The organism is Cohnella suwonensis, from assembly GCF_042655365.1.
GTDB lineage: Bacteria > Bacillota > Bacilli > Paenibacillales > Paenibacillaceae > Cohnella > Cohnella suwonensis.
In genome coordinates this window covers 248,351-273,291 of sequence record NZ_JBHSMH010000005.1, presented here as the reverse complement: position 1 = coordinate 273,291, position 24,941 = coordinate 248,351, and the positions used below count along the sequence as shown (strand labels likewise).

The following is a 24,941-nucleotide window of genomic DNA, read 5'->3' as shown; positions in this document are numbered from 1 at the left end:
GCGAGGGGATCGGCATGAATTTCGAATTCGATTTGGGCGACGGCTTCGGCAACGGAAACGATAGGGAAGCGGCCTTAGACCCTTTGTGGGACGCTGGGCTTGACGTCGTTCGTAAGCTGGAGGCGCAAGGCTATCAAGCGTATTTGGTCGGCGGCTGCGTCAGGGATCGCCTGATGGGACGCAAGCTGCACGATATCGACATCGCCACGTCGGCGAAACCGGAAGAAGTGACGCGGGCGTTCGCCCGCACGTTGCCGACAGGCATCAAGCACGGAACGGTGACGGTCATGGAGAACGGCGTTCCGTTCGAAGTGACGACGTTCCGCCGCGAAGGCGGTTATTCCGACGGCCGTCGTCCGGACGAAGTGGCGTTCGTCGGCGAACTTCGCGAGGATTTGGCCAGACGGGACTTCACGTTTAACGCGATGGCGTTCGGCTCGGACGGCCGGGTCGTCGATCCGTTCGGGGGACGCGACGCCTTGCGCGCGGGCGTCGTGCAGTGCGTCGGCGACGCGTCGGAGAGGTTCGGGGAAGACGCGCTTCGCATGTTGCGGGCGGTCCGTTTCGCCGCCGAATTCGGCTTCGAGCTGCTTCCGGACGTATGGGAGGCGATCGTTTGCCACAGAGCGAAGCTGAGCCAAGTAGCCGTTGAGAGAGTGTGCGCGGAGTGGGATAAAACGATGGCGGGCAACGGGCCGGAGCAAGGCTGCCACTACTTATTCAAGAGCGGGCTGCTCGGTTACGTCAAAGAACCGTTGCCCGCAAGCGTTCTGCACGCCGCCGAGAGATATCGGTTAAACGGGGCGGGCTGGGAATGGGACGCTTGGGGATCCGGAGAAGCGACGGGTTCAGGCGTCTCGCTGCCGCCGCTGCCGCTCTGCGGAGACGTCGACGTCCGTTGGACGGCGTTGCTGTGCGGAATCGGCGTATCGTCCGCGGACGCCGCCGAGTTGTTCCGCGTCTTGCGCCTCGGCGGCAAAAGAACGGACAGGGTACGATCGGCCGTCGGCTTGCACGAACGCATGTCGGGCTGCGCGGAAGACGAGCGTTACGAGCAGTGGCTGTTCGGCGTGCTGGATTTCGGGGCGGGCTCCGCCGAAGATTGGCTGGCGGCGACGGAACCGGCGGACGGCGAGCTCGCGGAGCTGTGCAGGGGGTGGATGCGAGCCATTCCGGCGACGGCCGCGTCCGCATTGGACGTTAGGGGTGACGAGCTGGCGAAGGCGTTAGGCCGGCCGGCGGGGCCTTGGGTCGCGGAGCTTCTCCGGGCATTGCTCGAAGCGGTCGCGTTCGATGAAATCGCGAATTCGAAGACGGAGCTGCTCGCCGCGGCGAAGCAATGGACGGAAAGAGCGGACGGTCGCGCTTAGGAGGATGAAGGATGGGTAACGTTAGCTTGATCGGATTGTTGGAAGCGGAAGAAGGACGGTACGTGTCCGGGGAAGAAATCAGCCGGAAGCTGAACGTGAGCCGGACCGCCATCTGGAAGCAGGTACGCAAGCTGGAAGCGGACGGTTACGAGATCGAAGCGGTGCCCCGGCTCGGATACCGGTTGACCGGCAAGCCTTCGAGGCTGACGGTCCGCGAGCTTCTTCCGAAGCTGAACACGAAGCGATTCGGCAAGCAATTGAAGTTGCTGGACGTCGTGCCCTCGACGCAGGACGAGCTCCGCAATATGGCGGAAGACGGCGCGGAGGAAGGCACGCTCGTCATCGCCGAGCAGCAGACGAGCGGACGCGGGCGAATGGGCAGGCATTGGGTTTCTCCGTCCGGCAAGGGAGTCTGGATGAGCTTGCTGCTTCGTCCGCCCGTACCGTTGCCTCTCACGCCCCAGCTGACGCTGCTCGCGGCCGTCGCGCTTAGTCGCGCGATCTCCCGCTTGGTGAAGGTCGAGATCGGCATTAAATGGCCGAACGATTTGCTCGTCGGAGGAAAGAAAATCAGCGGCATCCTGCTCGAATCCGCCGCCGAGGACGAAAGGCTTCGATACGTCGTCGTCGGCATGGGCATCAGCGCCAATCTCGATCCCGAGGATTATCCGGACGATTTGCTCGCCAAAGCCGTTTCCTTGAAAATGGCTTCCGGATCGGAAGTCGACCGGGGAGAGCTGATCGCGTCGATCTTGTCCGAGTTCGAGGGCTTGTACGACTTGTATTTGGAACAAGGCTTCGAGCCGATTCGCTCCCTATGGGAAGCGCACGCCGTCACGCTCGGCCGTACGACGGTGCTGCATACGCCGCAAGGCGCGATCGAAGGTATTCCCCGCGAGCTGGATGCCATGGGCGGGTTGAGGGTGGAACAGGCGGACGGCAGTTACCGTACCGTGTATTCGGCGGAAATCGGGAACGGAAATACGTAGATCGTCGGTTCACGTAGGTCATCGGTTCATAGACGACATTCCCGATTTCTGTTATAATCGCTGTGCAAGGTGGTATCGCCATAGAGCGAACTGCACTTGCGGCGCGATATTCCAGTATGAATCGCGACGAATCACGCAACAGTAACCGAATACCGTCTGATTCGCGGCGGATTCTGCTCTGAGCCGAAAGGACCGAGACAGAAGGACGTGAAATCGTTCTATGTTGAATGGGAACCTTTTTTGCTCATGGGCGAAACGGGTTTTTTTGTTGTCCGTGGACGTTGCGGAGCGGATTCTCGATTTCGCGCCAATACATTCTTAGGAGGCAATCCCATGAAACAAGCATTGACCGTCCCGAAATTGAAAGCGATGAAAGCCCAGAAGAAGCCGATCACGATGTTGACGGCATACGACTATCCTTCCGCCATGCTGTCGGAAGAGGCTGGCGTCGACGTTATTCTCGTCGGCGATTCGCTGGGCAATGTCGTGCTTGGTTACGATACGACCGTTCCGGTCAGGCTCGAAGACATGATTTACCATACGCGCGCCGTCGTTCGGGGCGCGCCCGGCACGATGGTCGTGACGGATATGCCGTTCGCGACTTACCGGCTCGGACCCGAAGCGACTTTCCGTAACGCGGCGAGGATCATGCAAGAAGGCGGCTCCCACGCGGTGAAGCTCGAAGGCGGCGCGGAGCTGGCGGACGAAATTCGGCTGCTCACGTCCGCGGGCATCCCCGTGCTCGGCCATATCGGATTGACGCCCCAGTCGGTTCATCAAATCGGCGGGTACAAAGTGCAAGGCAAGAGCAGCGACGAAGCGGAAAAGATGTTGAAGGACGCCAAGGCGCTTGAAGAGGCGGGCGCCTTCGGCATCGTGCTCGAGCTCGTGACCGAGGAGCTGGCGGCGGCCGTCTCGCATTCGATCGGCATTCCGACGATCGGCATCGGCGCGGGACGCGGCTGCGACGGCCAAGTGCTCGTGTACCACGACGTGCTGCGTTACGGCTCCAACGTTCGAGACAAGAAAATGGTCAAAAGCTACGCGAACATCGGAGATACGATCCGCGCCGCGCTGACCGAATACGTCGACGAAGTCAGGGCGAAGCAATTTCCCGAGGAGAAGCATTCCTTCCTGCTCGATCCGTCGGCAACGTCGACGCCAAGCCTGGGCGGGAAGTTATACGGAGGCGATAAATCATGACGGAGTCCGCTCCTCGACATAACGAACCGCAAATCATCCGCACGATCGCCGAGCTGAGGGCGGCGATCGCCGCTTTCAGGCGCGCCGGAGCGGATAGCGGGGTCGGATTCGTTCCGACGATGGGTTATTTGCACGAAGGGCACGCGAGCTTGATCCGCAAGTCGGCCGCCGATAACGGCTTGACCTTGCTTAGCATTTTCGTGAATCCGATCCAATTCGGACCGAACGAAGATTTGGACAAGTATCCTCGCGACGAAGCGAGGGACTTGAAAGTGGCAGCGGCGTCGGGCGCTTCGATCGTATTCTTGCCCTCGGCGGCGGAGATGTATCCGGCCAAACGCGTCACGACGGTGACGGTGAACGAAGTGAGCGATTCCTTATGCGGAGCGAGCCGTCCGGGGCACTTCGACGGGGTCGCGACGGTCGTCGCGAAGCTGTTCAATATCGTGCAGCCCGATCGGGCGTACTTCGGCATGAAGGACGCGCAGCAAGTGGCGGTCATCGCACGCATGGTGCAGGATTTGAATATCCCCGTCGAAGTCGTTCCTTGTCCGATCCTTCGCGAAGAAGACGGTCTCGCGCTAAGCTCGCGGAACGTGTATTTGGACGCCAAGGCGCGCTCGGAAGCGTCCGTCTTGTCCCGTGCGTTGTCCCGGACCGAGGAATGGATCGAGGAAGGCGCCACGGCATCGGAATTGATCTCCCGGCTTAGCCGCGAGATCGCCTCATCGGATATCGCCGATATCGATTACGTGGACTTGTTGACGTATCCGGAGCTGACGCGCCCCGAAGAGGGCAAGCCGCTCGCCGGGCTTGACGCCGACGTTCTCGTCGCCGTCGCGGTTCGGTTCGGCCAAACCCGCCTGATCGACAATAAATTGCTTAATCCAGCGAAAGCAGGTGCGATTCTATGTTCCGCCAAATGATGAAAGCCAAAATACACCGCGCCACGGTAACGGAAGCGAATTTGAACTATGTCGGCAGCGTGACGATCGACCAAGATTTGCTCGAGCTGGTCGATATTCTTCCCGACGAGAAAGTCCAAATCGTCAATAACAACAACGGCGCTCGCTTCGAGACTTACGCCATTCCGGGACCGCGGGGTTCCGGCGTCGTCTGCTTGAACGGAGCCGCCGCGCGGCTCGTTCAGCCGGGAGACACCGTCATCGTCATCAGCTACGGCTTCATGACGGACGAGGAAGCCCGCCGCCATCATCCGCGGGTCGCCATTATGGGCGAAGGCAACAAGGTTGTCGAATTGTTGGCGGAAGAGCCGCATTCGACCGTTATGTAACGCGTATGAAACACCTCCCCGAAACGCAGAATGACAGTACGGTTTCACTGCGAAGCTGATGCTGTCGAAGCGATTGCCCGTCAATCGCGCAGAGGAGGGGTACGCTCATGATTCGGCAATGGTTCGCGACGATGAACGAAGTGCTCGACGATCTAATTATCCGTTATCCTCAAGCCACCGGCGAAGAAAAAAACGAGCTGCAGCGGCAATGGGACATGCTGAAATCGCTAAGTGATGATATTATTGAATCATGGCTTCAATTCGAAGACAAAATGGGATTCTTCCGCGAGCTGCGACAACAGCAATCGGAACCCCAGCCCGAGCCGCATAAGCTTCTCGAACCTTACGTAAAGGGCCAAGGGTACTTTAAGCTCCATATGTTCGAGCATGCCTCGGACCAACTGGAGCAGGCGGTAGCGCTTTATCCCGACCTCGTCTGCGCCCGAATGTTCCTGGCGATGTCCCGGATGCACCTGAAGCATTGGAGCGAGGCGCAGCGGCACTTCCAGCTCGTCGCCGCCATATCGGAAGAGAGCAGGCTGCGGGCGATCGCCTACAACGCGCTTGGCTGCATTCAAGCGATTAACGCGCATCTGGAACAAGCCCAGCTCTATTTCCGCAAAGCGTTGGAGGCCGATCCGGCTTTCGCCGACCCGAAGACGAACCTCGAATCCGTGCTACGGGGAAAAGGACAAATTCAACTGCAATTCGGAAGCGCGGAGCTTCAAACGTTAGTTCAAGCCTGACGGCTCGAAAGGAAGTCTGGAATGAAATTTGCCGTGCTCGATTTCGAAACGACGGGCATGTCGTCCGATAAAGATGAAATAATACAAACGGGACTCGCGGTCATCGACGATGCGGGTACCGTTTGTTCCACGTATGCGAGCTTCGTTCGGCCGTCCAAGCCGATTCCGGCTGAGGTCGCCCGGTTGACGGGCATTTCCGATTCGGACGTGGCCGAAGCCCCCGAAACCGAAGACATGATCGCCGAGCTCGTCCCTTTTTTGCAGGATGCCGTACTTGTCGCTCACAACGCCAATTTCGATGCGCAATTCCTGCAAGCCGCCCTCGAAAGGAGCGGTTATTTGCCATTCGGCGGCAGAATGCTCGATACGGTCGAGCTTGCAAGGCTCGTCTTCCCGACGCAGCCTTCGTTCTCGCTGTCTTCGCTGACTCAAGCGTTCGGCATCGCGCACGACCGTCCGCACCAAGCGGACAGCGACGCGCTCGCGACGGCGGAATTGTTCATGTTTTGTTTGAACAAGCTGCGGCAACTTCCGCTGTTCACCCTTCAGAGGCTCGGCGCCCTGTTTAGTCCGGACAACAGCGACCTCGGGTGGTTGATCGCCCACGTCTCCGCATGGCGGGATACGCAGCCGTTCATTCCCGAAGAAGGGCTACACCACTTCCGTCAATTCGCGATGAACGTCGGCGATTGGGGCGAAGACAACTCGAATCGCCAAGACGATTCGAACGGCGTTCCGGATTCGTTAAAAGAAATGGATTTCGAACAGTATTTGGCCGCCGTCCAGGGCAACCTGAAGGCGCTGTTCCCCTCGTACGAAGCAAGGGAAGGCCAAGACATCATGTTCAAGGAAGTATTCGACGCCCTTCAAGCCGACTCGCATCTGCTCGTGGAAGCGGGAACCGGTACGGGCAAGTCTCTCGGGTATTTGCTGCCGTCTCTTTATTATGGACTGAAAGAAGAGAAAAAAGTCGTCGTCAGCACCCATACGATCCAATTGCAGGAGCAGCTGCGCGAAAGAGATTTGCCGCTGTTGCAGCAAGCGTTGCCGATGCCGTTCCGGGCATCCGTGTTCAAAGGACGCAGCAACTACCTGTGCCTGCGCAAGTTCGAGAACCGGCAGCACGTGCCGGAGCATGCTTTCGGACGGGAAGAATCGATCGTCCGCGGCGGCATGACCGTCTGGCTCGGAGAGACGACGAGAGGCGAATCCGAAGAGCTGAACGTCGGCGGCCGCAACAAGGAGGAATGGGACGCGGTCGCGAGCGACACCGCCTCTTGCTTGAACCGGGCATGCCCTTGGTTCAAGCGTTGCTTCTACCATCGCGCGAGGCAAGAAGCAGGAAAGGCCGATCTTGTCATTACGAACCATGCGTTGCTGTTTACCGATTTGCGCGCCGAGCACCGATTGCTTCCGGCGTACGATCGGCTCGTCATCGACGAAGCCCATCATTTGGAAGAAGTGGCGAGCCAGCATCTCGGGCAGAAAACCGGCCACGCGACGTTGATGCTGCCGCTTCTGCGCGTGTGGAAGGACACCAAGACGGGTTTACTCCCGCAGCTCATCTCTGCCGCATCGGCAATGGGATCGACGCACGCGACCGCTTGGGCGGAGAAGCTCGAAGAGCTTGCGCCCAAGCTGACCGAGATCCGGGAAGCGTGGGAACGCTGGATGGACGCCTCCTTCGGCATGCTCGCCTCCAACGCCGCGGCCGACGAAACGGGCAACATGACGTACAGGCTGAAGCCGGATCAACTGCCCCCGCAATGGGAAGCGTTAACCGTAGACGGCAATAACGTCATTCAGCTGCTGTCGGATTTCATTCGGCCGATGGAGAAGATCGTCGTCGACATGAGGGAGGAAGCGGACGAACTAAGCCTGCAAGGGCTTCTGACCGACATGGGCGGCGTGCTGAAGGATTTGTCGAACACGAGGGCGGACACGCAGTCGTTCGTCACGCTCGGCAGACCGGAATACGTCTATTGGATCGAAGGGCATTCCCAGTACCGGGGAAGATCCGTATGGATATACGGCGTTCCTTCCGACGTCAGCGAATTGCTGAAGGAAGGCGTGTTCGACAAAAAAGCGAGCGTCGTCATGACGTCCGCGACGTTAACGATCGACAAGTCGTTCGGTTACGTGACCGAGCAGCTCGGATTAATCGAGGCGGATAAAGCCGGGAAGTTGAAAACGGCGATGTTGCCTTCCCCGTTCAAATACAGGGAACAAGCGCTCGTCCTTATTCCCCGCGATTTTCCGGGCATCAAAGGGAGGGACGGAGAAGCCGCGTTCGTCGCCGCTCTTACGTCGTCCTTGGAGGAAATGGCGCGGACGGCGGGAGGCCGCATGCTCGTTCTGTTCACGTCGCACCGGATGCTGAAAACGGTCTACGGACCGTTGAAAGAAAAGCTCGAGCCGGCCGGCATTCAAGTGCTTGGCCAAGGTCTCGACGGGGGCAGCCGCAGCCGGTTGACCCAGCAATTCATCAAGCAACCGGCTTCCGTGCTTCTTGGCACGAGCAGCTTCTGGGAAGGCATCGACTTACCGGGGGACGCTCTCACTTGTCTCGCGATCGTCAGACTGCCTTTTCAGCCGCCGAATCATCCTGTCGCGGAAGCGAAAGCGGAAAAGCTGCAAGCGGAGAACAAAAATCCGTTCATGAAGCTGTCGCTCCCCCAGGCGGTCATCCGCTTCAAGCAAGGCTTCGGCCGGCTCGTGCGAACGGCGACCGATCGGGGCATCGTGCTGCTGTACGATACGAGGGTAATCGACACGTATTACGGGAAGCATTTCCTGTACTCGTTGCCGGGACCGAAAATGGAGCATTTACCGACGGCCGCGATGGCGGGCAGGGCTCGCGAGTGGCTGTTTCCCGATCACGATGAAAGAAAGGAGGGGACTTGAATGAAACCGATCAAAATTTCCGAGGCGGTCGTCCGGAGGCTGCCGATTTACTTACGATTTCTGAATGAACTCAGCTTAAGCAACATTCATACGGTTTCCTCCCAAGAGCTCGGAGAGAAGCTGGACCTGAATCCGGCGCAAATTCGCAAAGACCTCGCGTACTTCGGCGAGTTCGGGCGTAAAGGGGTCGGCTATAACGTCGATTATTTGATCGAGAAAATCCGCCAGATCTTGAAGCTGGACAAGACGTTGAACGTCGCACTCGTCGGGACGGGCAATCTGGGGCGCGCGCTATGCAATTATAATACGTATATTAAAGACAACATGAAAATCGTCGCCGTATTCGACGCGGACGAAAGCAAGAAGGGCACGATGATCAACCGGCTGACCGTTCAGCCGATGAAGGAGCTCGCCAAGTCCGTCGAGCGGCTGGATATTTCGGTCGGCATCATTACGGTGCCGGCTACCGAGGCGCAGAACGTGGCGGATCAGTTCGTCGCTTCCGGCATTCGGGGCATTCTGAACTTCGCGCCGGTCGTCTTGAAGGCCGCGCCCGGCGTCAGAATTCACCATGCGGATTTTACCGCGGAGCTGCTCAGCCTCGCTTATTATATGGACTCGATCAACGGATCGAAAGAAGGAGACGGACTTTAATGACGCGGTTACTGATCGAGAATGGCTATTTCGTCACGATGGACGACGACCAACCGAAATTCCAAGGCTGGATGGCGGTGGAAGATGAACGGATCGCGGCTCTGGGCGAAGGAGAAGCGCCCGAGGAAGAGAAATCGCTCGCGTCCGCCAAGCTGGACGGCAAAGGTTATCTGTTCATGCCGGGACTCGTGAACACGCATGGGCACGCGGCGATGTCGCTGCTGCGCGGATTGGCAGACGATCTGGCATTGCAGGATTGGCTGCAAAACCATATGTGGCCGACGGAAGCGAGATATACCGGAGACGACGTGTATTGGGGCTCGGCTCTCGCGGCCGCCGAGATGATCAAATCCGGCACGACGACGTTCGTCGACATGTACGACCATATGCATCGGGTCGCAGAAGTCGTCGAGCGCTCCGGCATGAGGGCGAGCTTGACGCGCGGCGTTATCGGACTGTGCCCGGAAGACGTTCAGAAAGCGAAGCTGGCGGACGCCATCCAATTCGCGAAAGATTGGCACGGCGCGGCGAACGGGCGCGTCAGCGTCATGATTTCTCCGCATGCCCCTTACACGTGCCCTCCCGACTACATCTTGAAATTCGTCGAAGCGGCCCACGATCTCGACTTGCCGATGCATACCCACATGTCGGAGACGATCGCGGAAGTGGAACAGAACGTGCGCGATTACGGCTACCGCCCGGTCGAACATCTCGACCGCCTCGGCATGTTCGGGCGTCCGACGCTCGTCGCTCACGCCGTTCATTTGAACGACGACGAGATCGCGTTGCTCGCCGAACGAGGCGTCGCCGTATCGCATAACCCGGTCAGCAACCTGAAGCTCGCGAGCGGCGTCGCGCGCGTGCCCGACTTGCTCAAGGCGGGCGTGACCGTGTCGCTTGGAACGGACAGCGCGGCCAGCAACAATAACTTGGATCTGTTCCAGGAAATCTCGATGGCGGCGTTGCTTCATAAAGGCGTATCCGGCGATCCGACCGTCGTTCCGGCGGCGGAAGCGCTTCGCATGGGCACGCTCTACGGCGCGCGCTCGATCGGCTTGGAAGGCGTGACGGGCCAATTGAAAGCCGGCTTGAAGGCGGATTTCATCGCCTTGAACGTCGATCGGCCGCATTTCGTGCCGCGCACCGATTACGTATCCCATCTCGCCTACGCGGCTAGAGGTTCCGACGTCGCCCACGTATGGGTCGACGGCAAGCAATTGCTGAAAGACGGCAAGCTTCTGACGCTCGATGAAGAGAAAATCAAAGCCGAAGCCGAAGCTTGCTTCCGGAGGCTGCGCGGATGAATTTAAGCCGTACGGAAGGGCATCGCAAAGGGCCTTCGCTTTCGCTGGCTAAGTGGGGCATTCTCGTCGCGGGGTTCGTCGTGTTCGTGCTCGTCTGCTTCTATTTGTATGTCCGGTCTTCGGATAAGGATTACCGAAGCGTCGAAAATCGCGCCGTTCGGATCGCCAAGCAGCAAGCGGGGTTGAAGGAAGTGACCGACGCCGCGTCCCATACGTGGGACGAGACGGTGTGGATCGTCTCCGGCAAAGACGCGGACGGCGAATCCTGGGTCGTGTTCGAGAAGTCGGATGGCGTCGTGAAGGAGAAAACGACGGACAACTTGACGAAAAAGCAGATGCTGGCGAAGTTCGAGAGCGAGCACGAAGGCGCCTCGGCGCCGATCCGGATGATTCCGGGTTGGTTCAAGGGGCAGCCGGCTTGGGAAATCCGTTACTGGAACAACGACGATCATCTCCATCAATCGCTCGGCTTTTACTCGTTTAAGGATGGCACGATGCTGAAGACTTACGTGTTGTCGAGCTAGCGCTTTGCCGCTTAACCGATTCGATGGCCTTACCGTTTCGCACGCTGAGCCTTGCCCACAACCTGTAAAAGTGCAGTTTGTATCGCACGATTCTTCAAATTCCTGAGGACAACCTGCAAAAATGCAGGTTGTTTTCTTTTTTTTGAGAGGATCGACATATTTAGGCCCATCAAACTTTAGAATTGCAGGTTGTTTGGTCGTTTTTCGTTTCAGCGCCGAATAACCTGCACTTTTTACAGTTTGTTTGGAAGCTGTAGTCAGGAGTAACCGAATTTCAGGCGGGGGAGCGGAGGTTGAGGTGACTGCAGTCAGGTGAGACCCTATTGCAGACAGAGTATGATAAGCAAGGTGTAGATACGCGGTTCGCGGGTTGCTGGTTCGCTTTCCAACGTTTTAATAACGATTATGCTGACCAAAACTGATATACTCATGGATGTACGAAACGTACGGATGCGCATGGAACATTCTCGCAGACTTCAGAACTCGCACGGACGTCGCCTCGTCCGCCATCGGTTTGACCTTTATTGATATTAATGACATTAACTTTCGTTTGTATACCTACTTATTAGGAGGGAATCGACATATGAACAAGATCAGAATATTACCGATTGCGATAACGGCCGCGCTGACGGCAGCCGTGCTGTTCGGCGGTTGGTTCGGTTACCGCCATTACGGCGTCGAGCAGCCGCTCGACCGGGTCGCGAACGCGATCGCCGGCGTCGAGAACGCCACAGTCGAGATGGGCGCCGGATCAGTGAAAATAGACGTGAAACTTGCGCCTGACGCGAATATCGCCGAAGTGTACCGTAAGATCAAACAAGAAGGCTCCGGAGAAATCGGAAGCAAGCAGTTCGAGCTTACGGCGGACGCCAGCAGCAACGAACGGTTGGAAAAAGCATGGAGTTACGCGTTGTTCGACGTCGCCGAAGCGATGGAGACGCGCAAGTATTCCGGCATCCGTGACGCGATGGACGGCTTGTCCGCCCATTTCCCGGGCGTGACGGCGACGACGGACATGGACGAAGACAACGTCTATATTTCGTTGCGCGACGGCAATGCGGCGAAATTCGTCGTGCTGCCTCGCGAACCCGCAACGTTAGGAGCGTGGTCTAATGCGTAAATTAAACGATTACGGCAAAGAAATCGGCATCGGCGCGGCGATCGTCGTTCTCGTGTTTCTATTGTACGTCGGATTGCCGCCGGCTATTATCGTCATGGGACTGCTCATGTTCGGGGCGATTTTCTTGTTCACGAGAGGGCGAGGCGGCCTTGCGATGGGAACGGCAGGCAAACGGGCGGCGACGCGCAAGCCTGAATTTCTGACGTTCGAGGATATCGGAGGCCAAGAGCAACCGAAGAGGGAACTGACGGAGGCGCTCGACTTCCTCGTGTACCGCGATAAGATCGAGAAGCTCGGCATTCGTCCGTTGAAGGGCATCTTGCTCACGGGCCCTCCGGGAACCGGCAAGACTTTGCTCGCCAAGGCGGCGGCGCAATACACGAATTCGGCGTTCGTGGCCGCCTCGGGCAGCGAATTCGTCGAGATGTACGTCGGCGTCGGCGCGGGGCGCATCCGCGACCTGTTCAAGGAAGCGCGCCAGCAGGCGACGAAGCTGAAGCGGGACAACGCCATCATCTTCATCGACGAAATCGACGGCATAGGCGGCAAAAGGGACGGCGGACAGCACCGCGAATACGACCAGACGTTAAATCAATTGCTGACCGAGATGGACGGCGTGCAGGGCGACGAGAGCGTTCGTATTCTTCTGATCGCCGCGACGAACCGCAAGGAACTGCTCGACCCGGCGCTACTTCGCCCGGGCCGGTTCGACCGTCACATCCAGGTCGATCTTCCTGACAAATCCGCGCGCGAGCATATTCTGAAGTTGCATGCGCGCAATAAGCCGTTATCGGAGGAAGCTTCTCTCGCGAAAGTCGCGGAAGAGACGTTCGGTTTCTCCGGGGCGCAGCTTGAGAGCGTCATGAACGAAGCGGCGATCTACGCGATGAGGGAAAAGTCGGAGACGTTAAACAACGTCCATCTGTCGCAGGCGATCGACAAAGTCATGATGGGCGAACGGATGGACCGCGAGACGACGCGCGAAGAACGCGAGCGCGTCGCGATCCACGAGCTCGGCCATGCGATCGTCGCCGAAAGCGTCCGTCCCGAGAGCGTCGCGCAAGTGTCGTTGACGCCGCGGGGACAAGCGCTCGGTTACGTCCGCCACCATCCGCGGCAAGACAGCTATTTGTATTCGCTCGACGTGCTCGAGCAGCAAATCATGATAGCGCTCGGCGGCGCCGTCGCCGAAGAGATTTTCTACGGCGGCCGCAGCACGGGTTCCCGCGGGGACTTCGACCAGGCGACGAGCATCGTCCGCACGATGATCGAATCCGGCATGTCGGATCTCGGCATCGTTCATCCGGAAGCGATCACGCAAGAGCAATGGTCGGGCGAGAACGCCAAAATCCTTGACGGCCTCACGATTCGGACGAGGGAATTGCTGGGCAAGCACAAGCCGACGTTCGAACGGCTTCTGTCCATTCTTATTCGCGAAGAAACGTTGTCGGGCGAACAACTGAGAGATCAAATCCAACAAGCCGCTTAATCGCGCCTATCGCTCCGCCGGAAGCTCCGGCGGAGCTTCTTTTGCTTAAAGACGAAGAAAATCGATAATAATGCGCTAGCATTGAACCTTATTGGATGTATGATTTGGACTCAAATTGGAAAAAACAAGATAAATCTTGCAATTGATTTTGGAGTGACGTCGGTATGAGGAATTGGGCGCGAATCATAATGATTTTAGTCATCCTCGCATTCACTGGAGGCTGCACCGGTAAGAAGAATGGACCCGACGAGAACGATCTATTGCATGCCAAGTCTGAACGGGGAATCAATTCGAAGAAAGTCATATTTATAGTGGCCGATTCCTTAATGGTTCAGGCGATTGATGAGGGAATCAAGCTGAACCTGCTACCCAGTTTCCGATATTTGATTGAAAACGGACAATATTACACGGATGTCGTGAGTTCTTTCCCGACGATGTCCGTGACCATTGACAGCACCGTTGTGACAGGGACTTATCCGGATGAACATCGCGTGCCGGGATTGGCTTGGTATTCGACTGATGAACGAAGAGTTGTGAACTACGGAACCGGACCGATGGAGGCCCTCCGAACAGGGGGCGATCAGGTGTTAACTGATTTGTTTGTTAACCTGAACGGTCGACATCTGAATTCCCGCGTTTCTACCATTTATGAAGATCTCGCAGGTCGAGGCTTGACCTCGGGCTCGGTCAATGGGCTGATCTATCGGGGGACAACCGAGCATACACTGCGTTTGCCGACAGCAATCCATCTACCGCTGAAGCTGCAGAAGGAATTCAAAGTGAAAGGACCCGAGCTTCTGACTTTCGGGTCTTTCGCCAACCCGCTTGAAGAAACGAAGAACATGCCTGACGGTATTACTAATAAATTGGGATTTAACAATGATTATGCCGTAGAGACAGTGAAGCATTTGATTGCGAACCGCCGTCTGCCTGACTTTCTCTACGTGTATTTGCCCGATATGGATCAGCGTCTGCACAAGAAAGGTCCTTCCGATTTAGATGGCGTACGCAAGCTGGACGGGCAACTTCAATCGATGCTGCAATCGTTCGGCTCGATGGATGAAGCGATGAAGAAGGCGATGATCATCATTGTAGGAGACAGCGGCATGTCCCAAATTCACCCGGCAAACCATCAACCCATTATCGATCTGCCGGAATTGTTGAAGGGCTATGACGTTCTACAAGCCGGAATGCCTGTAACCGATCAGACGGAAATCGCGTTGGCGGTTAATGAAACGTCGGCGTACGTGTATGCCCTTAAAGCCAAACCATCCCTCAAGGAGTTAAACGATCGACTTCGCGCCGAATCCCGGATCAGTCTGATCGCCTGGAAGGAAAACGGGTGGATCTGCGTCGCGCATAGCGGAACTTCCGGTGAATTCCGATTCAGAAAGAAGGGGGTTAGGGTAGATCCTTACGGGCAAACATGGTCATGGCAGGGAAATCCGGATGTGCTGGATATTAAGACAGCAGGAAACAATCGGCTGGAATTCGGCCGGTATCCCGATGCTCTGCAGCGATTGTTCTCCGCTATGAATTCGCATCCCGGATCGTATGTTTTGATCACTGCAGAACCGGGTTATGAACTGGTAGCTCATAGCTCGCCGACTCATAAAGGAGGCGGTGGGCACGGTTCTCTTCACCGTACGGAATCTTTAGTCCCCTTAATCATCAGCGGAACCGACGCGAAACCGAAGCTTCATCGTCTGGTGGATCTGAAAAAATATGTGCTCGGGCTTCTCTGATGATAAAGAAGATCGCCAATTCTCTAGCCGTTAAGGCGTGATGAGGGGCGCGATCTTCTTATCTATGTCCGAACGCACCGAGCCCCGTACAGAGGTGAATTTGGAAAGAATCGGCATCGCAGGGTTTTCGGTAGGTTCTCTCCTCTCCTACGTTACCGCTTCATTGGACAATCGTATTCGCGCGCGAGTATCAATTTTCTTATGATCTGTTCCCGGGTAAACATGAAGCTAACGGCCGACAGTCGTTCGATTGGCTGAAATCGATGCTATCGGATTGAACATTATACACGGACCGCACAAGCATATCGATGGAGATCGTTATCTGACCAGCCCGGATTAATATAAGGGCGTTACACATTTTGCGGATCGGCCCGATGCACCTTAGGGCAGGCTTCAACGCCTAAGTCTTAGTTATGGCAGCTTGCTGTGCTTTTTCCCTCGCCTCCGCATTAGCTTGAACCATGGAACCCCGAGGACGACCCCGCTTGGGTCTTGCGATGGGAGGAACGGGCATGCATAGAAAATGGGGAACTCGCAGACGATTTTCTGCTTCTGGCAGCGGTTCCGGTTATTCAACGGCTAAGAGATGGTCCTCGCAGCGTCCGCGCCGTAAGATGAAACGAAAGCATTTCTGGTTGATTACGATATTGCTGCTTCTCTTTATCCTTGTCCAAGGGACGCTTTTACTAGACAGGGAACTCTGGAAGCTAATCGCGCGTATCGCTCCGCCGGAAGCCCCGGCGGAGCTTATTTTTGCCTAAAGACGAAGAAAAACGATAATAAATGTGCTAGCATTGAACCTGATGCCTTTCGGAATCGTTCTTATTGAATAGAGGTGGCAAGGTTGGACTCGCAACGGAATTTCGATTTTCTCAAATATATGGTCGAGAGCGACGACGATCGCGGGTTGCTCAACGAGCTCATGAACGCATACGGCAAAGACGTGTGGAACTACGCGTACAGCATAACGCGCAAGTGGGACATGGCGGACGACATCTCCCAGGAGGTGTTCATTAAAGTGTTCCGCAACATGCATGCCTTCCGCAGGGACGCATCGGTCAAAACCTGGTTGCTGACGATTACCCGCAACACGGCGATCGACTTCCAGCGGTCGGCTTTCTTCCGCAAAGTTACATTGTCGGATACGATGGAAGAACGAGGAGAGCGGGAATCCGTCGAGCACGACGTGCTGGCCAAATCGACCGTGAACGACATGTGGCGCATGGTGCTGGAATTGCCGAAGAAATATCGCGAAGTCATTATCTTATACGCGCATCATCAGTTGTCCCTGAAGGAAATCGCGCAAGTGCTGGACGTCACCGAAGGAACGATCAAGTCCCGCATGTTCCACGCCCGGCAAAAGCTATCGAAGATGAAGGAGGCGAACAGCCATGGAGGATAAGGATTTGTTCGAGCAGCTTGCGCGCGGTCCGTTGAACCGGAACGGCTTCGACGAGTCGCTGAAGCGCAGGATCAACGACAGTCTCGAACGTCCCGGACGAGCTCGGGGACCCTCTCGTCCTTGGCTGTTGCGCTGGCCTGCTTTGAGCTTCTCGTTGCTGCTCGTTCTCGGCATCGGCGCGGGGGTATGGAGCTTAAGCGCGGGAACCGGGCAGCGGGACAATCTGTCCAAGACGACGGAACAGCCTGTTTCCTCTTCCGCGGCAAGCGGGGTCGGCCCCGTAGATCCGACTCCGCATTCCGCGGTCGTCATCGGGCTTAGGCAAGATGGAGACTCTCCCGATTCGGCTAGCACGTACCGCACGATCATCGTCGCTCCGGAGAACGACAAGCTGACGTACGTCAGAAGCGGCGACGGCATCTGGATGCCGTACAAATCGAACTTCTGGAAAATCGAATACCGGAACGCTTCCGCCGCGAACGCGGGTCAGTCGCTCATCGCGCTGAAGTCCGGCGAATCCTCGGCGGAGAAGCCAGCTGCCGATGCCACGGCGACGGACGGCGCCGTTGCCGGCAGAACGGAGAAGCTTCTCTACGCGGGAAACCGGTTCGTATCGATTCTTCAGACCGATGGGGACGGACGTACGCGAGCCTTAGTCAATCAAGTGACCGAGCTCGACCCGAAAGTCAGGGCAGCGGATCCCGAGACGCTCGTTAATACAAGGTACACGTTCGCCGCGGCTCTCGGCGACGCTGCCGCCGGACAAGACGCCGACGAATGGGCGATCGCGCGGGAAGACGCGAAGTGGGTCGCCAAGAAGCCGTCCGGCGACGGCGGATCGGCGACGTCCGATTGGACGACGATCGACGCGGATCTGACCGCGGACGTCGTCAAGGATCTTCCTCTCGCGATCAGCTGGGAAGACGTTCTCAAGTTAGACCGGAGCGCTATCGATGCTTATACCTCGCAGGACGGCGATATGGCCGTCGTCGTATCCGCGGAACGCATTCAAGTCATTCCGTATTTGTTGCCTCAAGCGGATCGTCAACCGGTCGAGTTCGAGTTGCGGCCGAACGAGTCTGTCGTCATGGTGCAATGGGCGACCCAAGCGAAATACGTGGACAATTGGAAGCAAATGTTCGGCAAGTGGTTCGCGGCTTCGGCAAGTTAGAACGGTTTATGATAAGATGAAAGTACCCGGACGCGATTCGCGCGCGGGCACTCTCATCTTATTGCTTTATGGAGGCTAATCTATGTTTAAAGTCGTCGGCGTCGTGGGCGCGGGAACGATGGGGCGGAGCATTGCCGAAATGCTCGCGGTCAAAGGACTGGACGTTCATCTCGTGGAGAAGACGCCCGAGAAGCTCCGGCAGGCGGTCATCATGATCGAGGCCAGTCTCGACCGTCAAATGGAACGTTGGGCGATCACCGCCGCGGAGAAAAAACTTACCTTAAACCGGATACATACGGAAACGTCCTTGCAACATCTCGCGGACTGCGAACTGATCATAGAGACGATCAGCGAAGATCTCGACGAGAAGAAGGACGTGTTCCGCCAATTGGACGATATCGTCGCGGCGGACGCCGTGCTGGCGAGCAATACGTCGACGCTCAGCTTGACGGAGCTCGCAGGCGCGAGCAGCCGCCCCGAGCGGGTCATCGGCATGCATTTCGTCTATCCGGCGTTCCGGATCGACGTCGTGGAGATCATTCGCGGCTTGCATACGTCTGACGACACGTTCGGCCGAACGAAAACGTTCATCGAGGACGTGCTCACGAAGAAAGGCGTTATGGTGTACGAATCGCCGGGGTTCGTAACGACCCGGCTCGTCTGCCTTCTTATTAACGAAGCGTTGCACTTGCTGGAAGAAGGCGTCGCATCCCCGGAGGATATCGACTCCGCCATGAGTATCGGTTATCAATTCGAATACGGGCCGCTGGAAATGGCCGACCGATTCGGGCTCGATTCGGTGCTGGCTGCGCTGGAGCGGATGTTCCGCGAATTCGGCGAATTGAAATACAGGCCGTCGTTCCTGCTGAAGAAAAAAGTTCGGGCCGGACAACTCGGCATCAAGACGGGCGTCGGATTTTTCAAGTACGGCAAGGACGGTGAACGGTTGCCTTGAACATACTCGTCATCAACGCGGGCAGCTCCTCGGTCAAATACCAATTGTACGATATGGAGACCGAGTTCGTGCTGGCGAAAGGCCGCGTCGAGCGTATCGGCATGGACTCGTCGATCTTGACGCACGAAGTGAACCATCAGCCCGAAGTCCGGGAAGTCAGCGAGATTCTCGATCACACGACCGCGATCAAGAAAGTGCTCGACATGCTGACGCACCGGAAGTTCGGCGTGCTTCGCAACATCGCCGACATTCAAGCGGTCGGCCACCGGGTCGTTCACGGGGGCGAGACGTTCAGCCGCTCCGTGCTCGTCGATGCGCAAGCGAAACTCGAAATCCGCAAGCTGTTCGATCTTGCTCCGCTTCATAATCCCGCGCATATGATGGGCATCGCGGCGGTCGAAGAGAACTTGCCGGAAGTGCCGCAAGCGGTCGTGTTCGACACGGCGTTCCACCAGACGATGCCGCCGAGTTCGTTCCTGTACGCGATTCCGACCGTGCTGTACCGCAAGCATCAAATTCGCCGTTACGGCTTTCACGGCACTTCGCACGACTATGTAAGCAAGAAGGCGGCCGAATTCCTCGGCCGTCCGGTCGAGGAACTGAAGCTCGTCACGTGCCATATCGGCAACGGCGCGAGCTGCGCCGCGATTCTGCACGGCGAGTCATACGACACGAGCATGGGCATGACACCGCTCGAAGGGCTCATGATGGGTACGCGCAGCGGGGATCTCGATCCGGCCGTCGTGCCGTTCACGATCAATAAAGAAGACTTGACGTTAAACGAAGTCAATTCGATGCTGAACAAGCACAGCGGACTACTTGCGATCTCCGGCGTCAGCAGCGACATGAGGGAAGTCGTCGACGCGATGAACGAAGGCCACGCGAACGCGAAACTCGCTTTCGAGATGTATGCGTACCGAATTCGTAAGTACATCGGCGCTTACGTCGCTGCGATGGACGGCGTCGACGCGATCGTCTTCACCGCTGGGGTAGGGGAGAATTCGGCGGCGCTGCGCACGGAAGTATGCAAAGGCTTGACTTTCCTGGGCGTGCTGCTGGACGAGGGGCGCAACGCAGACCGTTCGCCCGAGCCTCGCCGGATTACGACGGATGATTCGCGCGTAAGCGTGCTCGTCGTGCCGACGAACGAAGAACTATTGATCGCAAGGGATACGTACCGGCTCGCCAAAGAGCTTAATCAGAACATTTAATGGCATTAAACGATAAAACACGCAAAGGAGAATGAAGATGGGACGCGTAGATTTGGCTACGATCGGGGAATATGTCGGTCAATCGGTCACATTCGGTGGCTGGCTGACGCGCAAGCGTTCGAGCGGCAAAATCCAATTCCTGCAAATTCGCGACGGCTTGGGTTTCATCCAAGGGGTGCTCGTGAAGTCGGAAGTCGAGGAATCGGTATGGGAGAAAGCGGGACAGCTGACGCAAGAGAGCTCGTTCTACGTCACGGGAGTCGTCCGGGAAGAGCCTCGCAGCCCGTCCGGTTACGAGCTTAACGTCACCGGCATCGACATGATTCAGATCGCCAAGGATTATCCGATCACGCCCAAGGAGCACGGCGTGGACTTCCTGATGGACCATCGCCATCTGTGGCTGCGCGCGCCGCGGCAGCGCGCCATTCTGCGCATTCGCGCCGTCATCATTTCGGCGATCCAAGGCTTCTTCGACGAAAGAGGATTCACGCTCGTCGATCCGCCGGTTTTGACCCCGTCTTCGTGCGAAGGAACGACGAATCTGTTCCATACGAAATATTTCGACGAGGACGCATATTTGACCCAGAGCGGGCAGTTGTACATGGAAGCGGCGGCGATGGCGCTCGGCAAAGTGTATTCGTTCGGACCGACGTTCCGCGCGGAGAAGAGCAAAACGCGCCGCCACCTGATCGAGTTCTGGATGATCGAGCCGGAGATGGCATTCGTCGATCATGAGGAGAACCTGAACGTTCAGGAACGGTTCATCTCGCACGTCGTCGGCCAAGTGCTGGAGAAGTGCCGGGCCGAGCTCGCGGTGCTGGAGCGGGACGTGGCCGCTCTCGAACGCGTCATGCCGCCGTTCCCGCGGATCACTTACGACGAAGCGCTCGATCTGCTGAAGGAAGTCGGCATGGAGCTGCCTTGGGGCGAAGATTTCGGCGCGCCTCACGAAACGGCGATCGCCGGGAAATTCGACCGACCGGTATTCATCACGCATTACCCGGCGAGCTTTAAGGCGTTCTACATGAAGCCGGATCCGCATCGGCCGGAAGTCGTGCTGTGCGCGGACATGATCGCGCCGGAAGGCTACGGCGAGATTATCGGCGGTTCCCAGCGGATCGACGATCCGGAGCTGCTCGCGGAACGATTCGCCGAGCATGAGCTGACCGAGGAAGCTTACGGCTGGTATATGGATTTGCGCAAATACGGTTCCGTGCCGCATTCGGGCTTCGGACTCGGACTGGAGCGCGCCGTCGCTTGGATCTGCGGCCTCGACCACGTCCGCGAGACGATCGCCTTCCCGCGCACGTTGTACCGGCTATATCCGTAATCCAATCGGGACGATAGCTTAGAAGATCCTAACACGAAGAGAGGCGAGGAGCCGATGAACGACCGCAACGCGCTTGCGAGGGGAATGGCGGAAGCGTACATGGACGGGGCCGTCAGCGTCCCGTACGCGCTTCTGCGCACGTACCGCGCGCTGAAGCTGAGCGATACGGACGCGATGCTGCTTCTTCAGCTGATCGCTTTTCGCCAGCTTGAGCAGAACGAGTTTCCGACGATCGAACAGCTTCAAGAAAGATTAGGCTGCTCGCCGGCGATCGTCGGTCAGGCGGTACAGAAACTGCTGAAGCTCGGCTTCGTCACCATCGACGAGCAATTCGACTCGTCTTCCGGCGTGCAATCCGAGAAATATAATTTGTCTGGCTTATTCCGGAGAATCGGTCAACTGCTCGCGGAAGGTGAACTTCCGCTTCGCGCGGATCAGGCCGACTCGGGAAGTCCGGCATACGCGGCCGCTTCCGCGGAGAGCGTCTCCGGCGGCAGCGGATTCGGAAGAAGCGAAGAACGGGCTTCGGGCGCGAAAGCGGGAACCTACGCAGCCGGCGATACGGGCGGCGTCCCGCGCAGCTTGTTCTCCCAGTTCGAGCAAGAATTCGGACGGCCGCTGACGCCGATGGAGTACGAGACGATCACGAGCTGGCTCGACCAGGACCAGTACGCCGACGAATTGATCCGGTTCGCGCTGAAGGAAGCGGTGTTCGCCGGCAAGCTGCATTTTCGCTACATCGACCGGATTTTGCTGGAGTGGAGCCGCAACCGCGTGACGAACGTCGAGGAAGCGCGTCTTCACGCCCAGAAATTCAGAACCGGACGATAACCGTCACGATAGGCATGTGCTCTATATTTTGAAAGTCCCCAATCGTTAATTTGTAAAAAAACCACTCGTCGGACCGCCGTGGGGGCGGAAAGACGGGTGGTTTTTTTGTGCGGTCGCCAAGCGATGCGATTGATTATCGGCTTTGCTTCAGCAGCTGCCAGCGATACGCGTATTCGAACAGGAATTCGAAAGCCTCGAGATGTTTTTTCGCTTCGGAAGCGTCCTTGCCCCAGACGCACACGCCGTGCTTGCGGATGAGCAGGCCGGGCACGCGCGCGTTAAGGACGGGCTCGATCTCGGGCACGATCTTCGGCACGTCGGCGTAGTTCGGCACGATCGGCACGTCGATGACGGCATCCTCGTCCCAAATATTGAACGCTTTAATGAGCTCGACGCCTTCGATCGGCACGGCACGGCGTTCCCAGTACAATTCGGAGACGAGATTATTGAACACGGAATGTATATGGAAAATGGCTCCAGCGCCCGTCAAACGGTATATTTCCCGGTGAAGGGACGTTTCCGCGGACGGCTTCAGCGCGGTCGTCTCGCAAGGCTTGCCGTCCTGATCGACGAACAGGAAGTCCTCCGGCGTCGACTTCGTTTTGTCCTTGCCGCTCGCCGTGACGGCGAAGAAGAACTCGTTCGGCTCGAAGGGGCCGATCCGCATGCTCAGGTTGCCGCTCGTTCCCGGGAACCAGTGGCGGGAGGCGAAATCCGCTTTGACGGCTGAAAATTCGCTCAATATCCGTTGTTTTTCCTCCAGGGCGATATGGGAGAAGCTCATTCGGGGCGACCTCCTTGTTCCAAATAGCTGACGATATCGTGGAACGTTTCGAACGGGACGTGCGGCAAGCCGAGCTGGGCGCAGCGATCCGTCAAGTGAGAGCGCGAGAAGACGAGATCGACGATTTTGGCTCCAGGGAAGTCCGTGATGCTGTCGCCGATCAAGATGCGGTAGTACTCGTCTTTCGCGAACCGGCGAATGACGGCCGTCTTGCACATTCCGCAGCCGCCATGATCGCATTCTGCGTCGCAGTCATGCGGCCACGTGATGCGGATCGTATCTCCGCTGAAGTCGCTGCCGTTGCAGTACACGTGGTCGGCTGGGATGCCGAATGGCTCGAGCAGCGGATAGACGAAGAAGTCGATGCCGCCGCTCGTCACGTAGAACGGGACGTCGTGCGCCTTGCACCAATCCAGCAGCCTTTGGAAGCCCGGGCGAATGCCGGCCGTCGTCAGTATGTAATTCCGGACTTCGTTCTGCATGCTCGACGGGAGCAGCGCGAACATCTCTCCGACGCCTTGTTTAACGGATTTCTTCTCGGAAATGATCTCTTTGACGATATCCTCCCAGCCGGGAGGGTTGAAATGCTTCATGACCGCGACGATGTTATCGCTTAACGTGATCGTGCCGTCGAAGTCGCAGAATAAGACGGGTGTGCGCGGAAACGATGATATCGGCGTGCTCAAGATGTGCGTACCCCCCAGAGTTCGATCGCTTGCTTAAGCGGTTCGTGCGTTTGCGCGTATTGCTCGAGCGATTGGCCGGCCAGAACGGCGTCGACCGCTTGACGGAACGCTTGTCCTCCCGCTGCCGGACCGCCGGGATGGCCATGGACGCCTCCGCCGGCGTTGACGACGACTTCCGGGCCGAAGTCGCCCATGATGAGCGGGACGAGCCCCGGATGGATGCCCGCGGAAGGGACCGGCATCGCCGATTTCTGCGGCAACGAAGGATCGAGCAACGCTTCCTTGACGGCGAGATTCTCGGCTTTCGGCATGACGACCGAGCCGTACGGTGAAGGGAAGAGCGATAAGTCCGCGCCCGCGATTCTCATCAGCTTGCCGAGCAGTACCGGAGCGGATATGCCGTAATGCGGCGACGGATAGAACGCGCCGGCCATCGCCGGATGCGCGGCGATCGGCACGGAGACGTCCGGATCGGCGGCGAGCTCGGCCAATGCGTCAAAGCCGTAAGCCAGCACGTTAAAGAGCAGGCCGTTCGCGCCGGCTTCGATCGCGCGTTTGGCGTTGTCTTTCAGCGAGAACGTCGGTCCGGTCAAGTTCGTGAAGTAGATGAGCTTCTGGCCCGTCGCTTGCTCGGCTTCCTTCAACGCGCCGACGCACGCTTCAACCCGCTTGACGAGCGGGGATAACGGGTTCTCGAACAGAATTTCATCGTCCTTGATCAGGTCGACGCCGCCGAGCGCCTGCTGCAGGAATTGATGGCGCAGATTGTCGAGGTCTTGTCCGATGACGGATTTGAAGATGCTCATGACGAGCGGCCTGTCGTGCACGCCGAGCAGGTCGCGAACGCCTTGCGCCCCGAATTTCGGGCCCGGGAAAGCGGATAGGAAGTCGGACGACGGCTCGATGTCGATCAGCTTGATTCGGCCGTCCATCGACAGCTTGCCGAACGCGGTCACGAGGAACGCCGGAATGTCGCGGCTGAAGTTGGCGTCCGGGTAGGCGATCGTAATGTCGGCGAAGCGCTCGCCGGGAACGTCGCTTTCGTGGGCGGAGACGGAGACGACTTGGCCGAGATGCCGCTGCATTTGCGCTTTGGCCGCTTCCGGCAAGTCGGTCCAGCTGCCGACGGTCAAGCCGACGGCGATGCCCGTCGCTTTCTTATGGAAATCGGCTTTATCGTCGTATAGCCGGTAGGTCGCTTTGCTATAGGAATTATTCATGGAAAGGAA

The 24,941-nt window shown here is 57.7% G+C and carries 22 protein-coding genes; 19 read left to right on the top strand and 3 right to left on the bottom strand.

All coding sequences use genetic code 11. The features are described from left to right. Window positions 1–14: 14 nt before the first annotated feature. The 19 genes from ACFPPD_RS03325 to ACFPPD_RS03235 all read left to right on the top strand — a co-directional run bounded on the left by ACFPPD_RS03325 (window position 15) and on the right by ACFPPD_RS03235 (window position 22,242). A complete protein-coding gene (locus ACFPPD_RS03325) occupies window positions 15–1,370 on the top strand; it encodes a CCA tRNA nucleotidyltransferase (protein WP_209743103.1) in 1,356 nt (451 codons plus the stop codon). An 11-nt stretch (window positions 1,371–1,381) separates the two neighbouring features. Beyond that, on the top strand, window positions 1,382–2,359 hold the full coding sequence (locus tag ACFPPD_RS03320) for a biotin--[acetyl-CoA-carboxylase] ligase (protein ID WP_209743100.1): 978 nt from the start codon (window positions 1,382–1,384) through the stop codon (window positions 2,357–2,359). A 333-nt stretch (window positions 2,360–2,692) separates the two neighbouring features. Beyond that, window positions 2,693–3,562, top strand: coding sequence for a 3-methyl-2-oxobutanoate hydroxymethyltransferase (gene panB / locus ACFPPD_RS03315; protein ID WP_209743098.1), 870 nt, complete (start codon window positions 2,693–2,695; stop codon window positions 3,560–3,562). Continuing rightward, the gene (gene panC, locus ACFPPD_RS03310; protein WP_209743096.1) at window positions 3,559–4,488 is read left to right on the top strand and encodes a pantoate--beta-alanine ligase; all 930 of its coding nucleotides are present in this window, start codon (window positions 3,559–3,561) and stop codon (window positions 4,486–4,488) included. Before panB ends, panC begins: the two co-directional genes overlap by 4 nt. Further along, complete coding sequence (gene panD / locus ACFPPD_RS03305) at window positions 4,473–4,856, top strand: aspartate 1-decarboxylase (RefSeq protein WP_209743094.1); 384 nt, start codon at window positions 4,473–4,475, stop codon at window positions 4,854–4,856. The genes panC and panD overlap by 16 nt, the downstream gene beginning before the upstream one ends. A 107-nt stretch (window positions 4,857–4,963) precedes the next feature. Next, window positions 4,964–5,602, top strand: a complete 639-nt coding sequence (locus ACFPPD_RS03300; protein ID WP_209743092.1) for a hypothetical protein — start codon at window positions 4,964–4,966, stop codon at window positions 5,600–5,602. A gap of 21 nt (window positions 5,603–5,623) precedes the next feature. Then, on the top strand, window positions 5,624–8,506 hold the full coding sequence (dinG, locus tag ACFPPD_RS03295) for an ATP-dependent DNA helicase DinG (protein WP_209743090.1): 2,883 nt from the start codon (window positions 5,624–5,626) through the stop codon (window positions 8,504–8,506). Next, on the top strand, window positions 8,507–9,160 hold the full coding sequence (locus ACFPPD_RS03290; RefSeq protein ID WP_209743088.1) for a redox-sensing transcriptional repressor Rex: 654 nt from the start codon (window positions 8,507–8,509) through the stop codon (window positions 9,158–9,160). Next, the gene (locus tag ACFPPD_RS03285) at window positions 9,160–10,464 is read left to right on the top strand and encodes an amidohydrolase (protein WP_209743086.1); all 1,305 of its coding nucleotides are present in this window, start codon (window positions 9,160–9,162) and stop codon (window positions 10,462–10,464) included. The genes ACFPPD_RS03290 and ACFPPD_RS03285 overlap by 1 nt, the downstream gene beginning before the upstream one ends. Further along, a complete protein-coding gene (locus ACFPPD_RS03280) occupies window positions 10,461–10,988 on the top strand; it encodes a cell wall elongation regulator TseB-like domain-containing protein (protein ID WP_209743084.1) in 528 nt (175 codons plus the stop codon). Before ACFPPD_RS03285 ends, ACFPPD_RS03280 begins: the two co-directional genes overlap by 4 nt. A 583-nt stretch (window positions 10,989–11,571) precedes the next feature. Continuing rightward, window positions 11,572–12,108: a hypothetical protein gene (locus ACFPPD_RS03275; RefSeq protein ID WP_209743082.1), complete on the top strand. Its 537-nt coding sequence runs from the start codon at window positions 11,572–11,574 to the stop codon at window positions 12,106–12,108. Continuing rightward, the gene (locus ACFPPD_RS03270) at window positions 12,101–13,597 is read left to right on the top strand and encodes an AAA family ATPase (protein ID WP_209743080.1); all 1,497 of its coding nucleotides are present in this window, start codon (window positions 12,101–12,103) and stop codon (window positions 13,595–13,597) included. Before ACFPPD_RS03275 ends, ACFPPD_RS03270 begins: the two co-directional genes overlap by 8 nt. A 188-nt stretch (window positions 13,598–13,785) precedes the next feature. After that, window positions 13,786–15,342, top strand: coding sequence for an alkaline phosphatase family protein (locus ACFPPD_RS03265; protein WP_378081232.1), 1,557 nt, complete (start codon window positions 13,786–13,788; stop codon window positions 15,340–15,342). A gap of 835 nt (window positions 15,343–16,177) precedes the next feature. Continuing rightward, window positions 16,178–16,744, top strand: coding sequence for an RNA polymerase sigma factor (locus tag ACFPPD_RS03260; protein ID WP_378081231.1), 567 nt, complete (start codon window positions 16,178–16,180; stop codon window positions 16,742–16,744). Beyond that, the gene (locus ACFPPD_RS03255; protein ID WP_209743073.1) at window positions 16,734–17,915 is read left to right on the top strand and encodes a hypothetical protein; all 1,182 of its coding nucleotides are present in this window, start codon (window positions 16,734–16,736) and stop codon (window positions 17,913–17,915) included. The genes ACFPPD_RS03260 and ACFPPD_RS03255 overlap by 11 nt, the downstream gene beginning before the upstream one ends. An 82-nt stretch (window positions 17,916–17,997) precedes the next feature. Beyond that, the gene (locus tag ACFPPD_RS03250; protein ID WP_209743071.1) at window positions 17,998–18,870 is read left to right on the top strand and encodes a 3-hydroxyacyl-CoA dehydrogenase family protein; all 873 of its coding nucleotides are present in this window, start codon (window positions 17,998–18,000) and stop codon (window positions 18,868–18,870) included. Continuing rightward, complete coding sequence (locus ACFPPD_RS03245; RefSeq protein ID WP_209743068.1) at window positions 18,867–20,081, top strand: acetate kinase; 1,215 nt, start codon at window positions 18,867–18,869, stop codon at window positions 20,079–20,081. The genes ACFPPD_RS03250 and ACFPPD_RS03245 overlap by 4 nt, the downstream gene beginning before the upstream one ends. Before the next feature lie 37 nt (window positions 20,082–20,118). Next, entirely contained in the window at window positions 20,119–21,411 is a 1,293-nt protein-coding gene (gene asnS, locus ACFPPD_RS03240) for an asparagine--tRNA ligase (protein ID WP_209743067.1), read from the top strand. A 54-nt stretch (window positions 21,412–21,465) separates the two neighbouring features. Further along, window positions 21,466–22,242, top strand: coding sequence for a DnaD domain protein (locus ACFPPD_RS03235; RefSeq protein ID WP_378081228.1), 777 nt, complete (start codon window positions 21,466–21,468; stop codon window positions 22,240–22,242). A gap of 133 nt (window positions 22,243–22,375) precedes the next feature. On the opposite strand, the gene mtnB is transcribed toward ACFPPD_RS03235, so the two are convergent. Genes mtnB through ACFPPD_RS03220 form a run of 3 tightly spaced genes read right to left on the bottom strand, consistent with a single transcriptional unit; the run spans window position 22,376 to window position 24,932 of the window. Beyond that, window positions 22,376–23,026 carry a methylthioribulose 1-phosphate dehydratase gene (gene mtnB, locus ACFPPD_RS03230; protein WP_209743065.1) on the bottom strand — a complete coding sequence of 217 codons (651 nt, stop codon included), beginning with the start codon at window positions 23,024–23,026 and terminating at the stop codon, window positions 22,376–22,378. Beyond that, window positions 23,023–23,712 (bottom strand): 2-hydroxy-3-keto-5-methylthiopentenyl-1-phosphate phosphatase, encoded by a 690-nt coding sequence (locus ACFPPD_RS03225; RefSeq protein ID WP_378081226.1) that lies wholly within the window; start codon window positions 23,710–23,712, stop codon window positions 23,023–23,025. The genes mtnB and ACFPPD_RS03225 overlap by 4 nt, the downstream gene beginning before the upstream one ends. Beyond that, window positions 23,709–24,932: a 2,3-diketo-5-methylthiopentyl-1-phosphate enolase gene (locus ACFPPD_RS03220; RefSeq protein ID WP_209743063.1), complete on the bottom strand. Its 1,224-nt coding sequence runs from the start codon at window positions 24,930–24,932 to the stop codon at window positions 23,709–23,711. The genes ACFPPD_RS03225 and ACFPPD_RS03220 overlap by 4 nt, the downstream gene beginning before the upstream one ends. Window positions 24,933–24,941: the final 9 nt, after the last annotated feature.

Bases quoted from the DNA above. Each gene is read 5' to 3' on its own strand.
- ACFPPD_RS03320 (WP_209743100.1), top strand. From the start codon at position 1,382: ATGGGTAACGTTAGCTTGATCGGATTGTTGGAAGCGGAAGAAGGACGG.
- dinG (WP_209743090.1), top strand. From the start codon at position 5,624: ATGAAATTTGCCGTGCTCGATTTCGAAACGACGGGCATGTCGTCCGAT.
- ACFPPD_RS03300 (WP_209743092.1), top strand. From the start codon at position 4,964: ATGATTCGGCAATGGTTCGCGACGATGAACGAAGTGCTCGACGATCTA.
- ACFPPD_RS03250 (WP_209743071.1), top strand. From the start codon at position 17,998: ATGTTTAAAGTCGTCGGCGTCGTGGGCGCGGGAACGATGGGGCGGAGC.
- ACFPPD_RS03235 (WP_378081228.1), top strand. From the start codon at position 21,466: ATGAACGACCGCAACGCGCTTGCGAGGGGAATGGCGGAAGCGTACATG.
- ACFPPD_RS03290 (WP_209743088.1), top strand. From the start codon at position 8,507: ATGAAACCGATCAAAATTTCCGAGGCGGTCGTCCGGAGGCTGCCGATT.
- panC (WP_209743096.1), top strand. From the start codon at position 3,559: ATGACGGAGTCCGCTCCTCGACATAACGAACCGCAAATCATCCGCACG.
- ACFPPD_RS03285 (WP_209743086.1), top strand. From the start codon at position 9,160: ATGACGCGGTTACTGATCGAGAATGGCTATTTCGTCACGATGGACGAC.
- ACFPPD_RS03325 (WP_209743103.1), top strand. From the start codon at position 15: ATGAATTTCGAATTCGATTTGGGCGACGGCTTCGGCAACGGAAACGAT.
- asnS (WP_209743067.1), top strand. From the start codon at position 20,119: ATGGGACGCGTAGATTTGGCTACGATCGGGGAATATGTCGGTCAATCG.
- panD (WP_209743094.1), top strand. From the start codon at position 4,473: ATGTTCCGCCAAATGATGAAAGCCAAAATACACCGCGCCACGGTAACG.
- ACFPPD_RS03220 (WP_209743063.1), bottom strand. From the start codon at position 24,932: ATGAATAATTCCTATAGCAAAGCGACCTACCGGCTATACGACGATAAA.
- ACFPPD_RS03275 (WP_209743082.1), top strand. From the start codon at position 11,572: ATGAACAAGATCAGAATATTACCGATTGCGATAACGGCCGCGCTGACG.
- panB (WP_209743098.1), top strand. From the start codon at position 2,693: ATGAAACAAGCATTGACCGTCCCGAAATTGAAAGCGATGAAAGCCCAG.
- ACFPPD_RS03280 (WP_209743084.1), top strand. From the start codon at position 10,461: ATGAATTTAAGCCGTACGGAAGGGCATCGCAAAGGGCCTTCGCTTTCG.
- ACFPPD_RS03270 (WP_209743080.1), top strand. From the start codon at position 12,101: ATGCGTAAATTAAACGATTACGGCAAAGAAATCGGCATCGGCGCGGCG.
- ACFPPD_RS03265 (WP_378081232.1), top strand. From the start codon at position 13,786: ATGATTTTAGTCATCCTCGCATTCACTGGAGGCTGCACCGGTAAGAAG.
- mtnB (WP_209743065.1), bottom strand. From the start codon at position 23,026: ATGAGCTTCTCCCATATCGCCCTGGAGGAAAAACAACGGATATTGAGC.
- ACFPPD_RS03255 (WP_209743073.1), top strand. From the start codon at position 16,734: ATGGAGGATAAGGATTTGTTCGAGCAGCTTGCGCGCGGTCCGTTGAAC.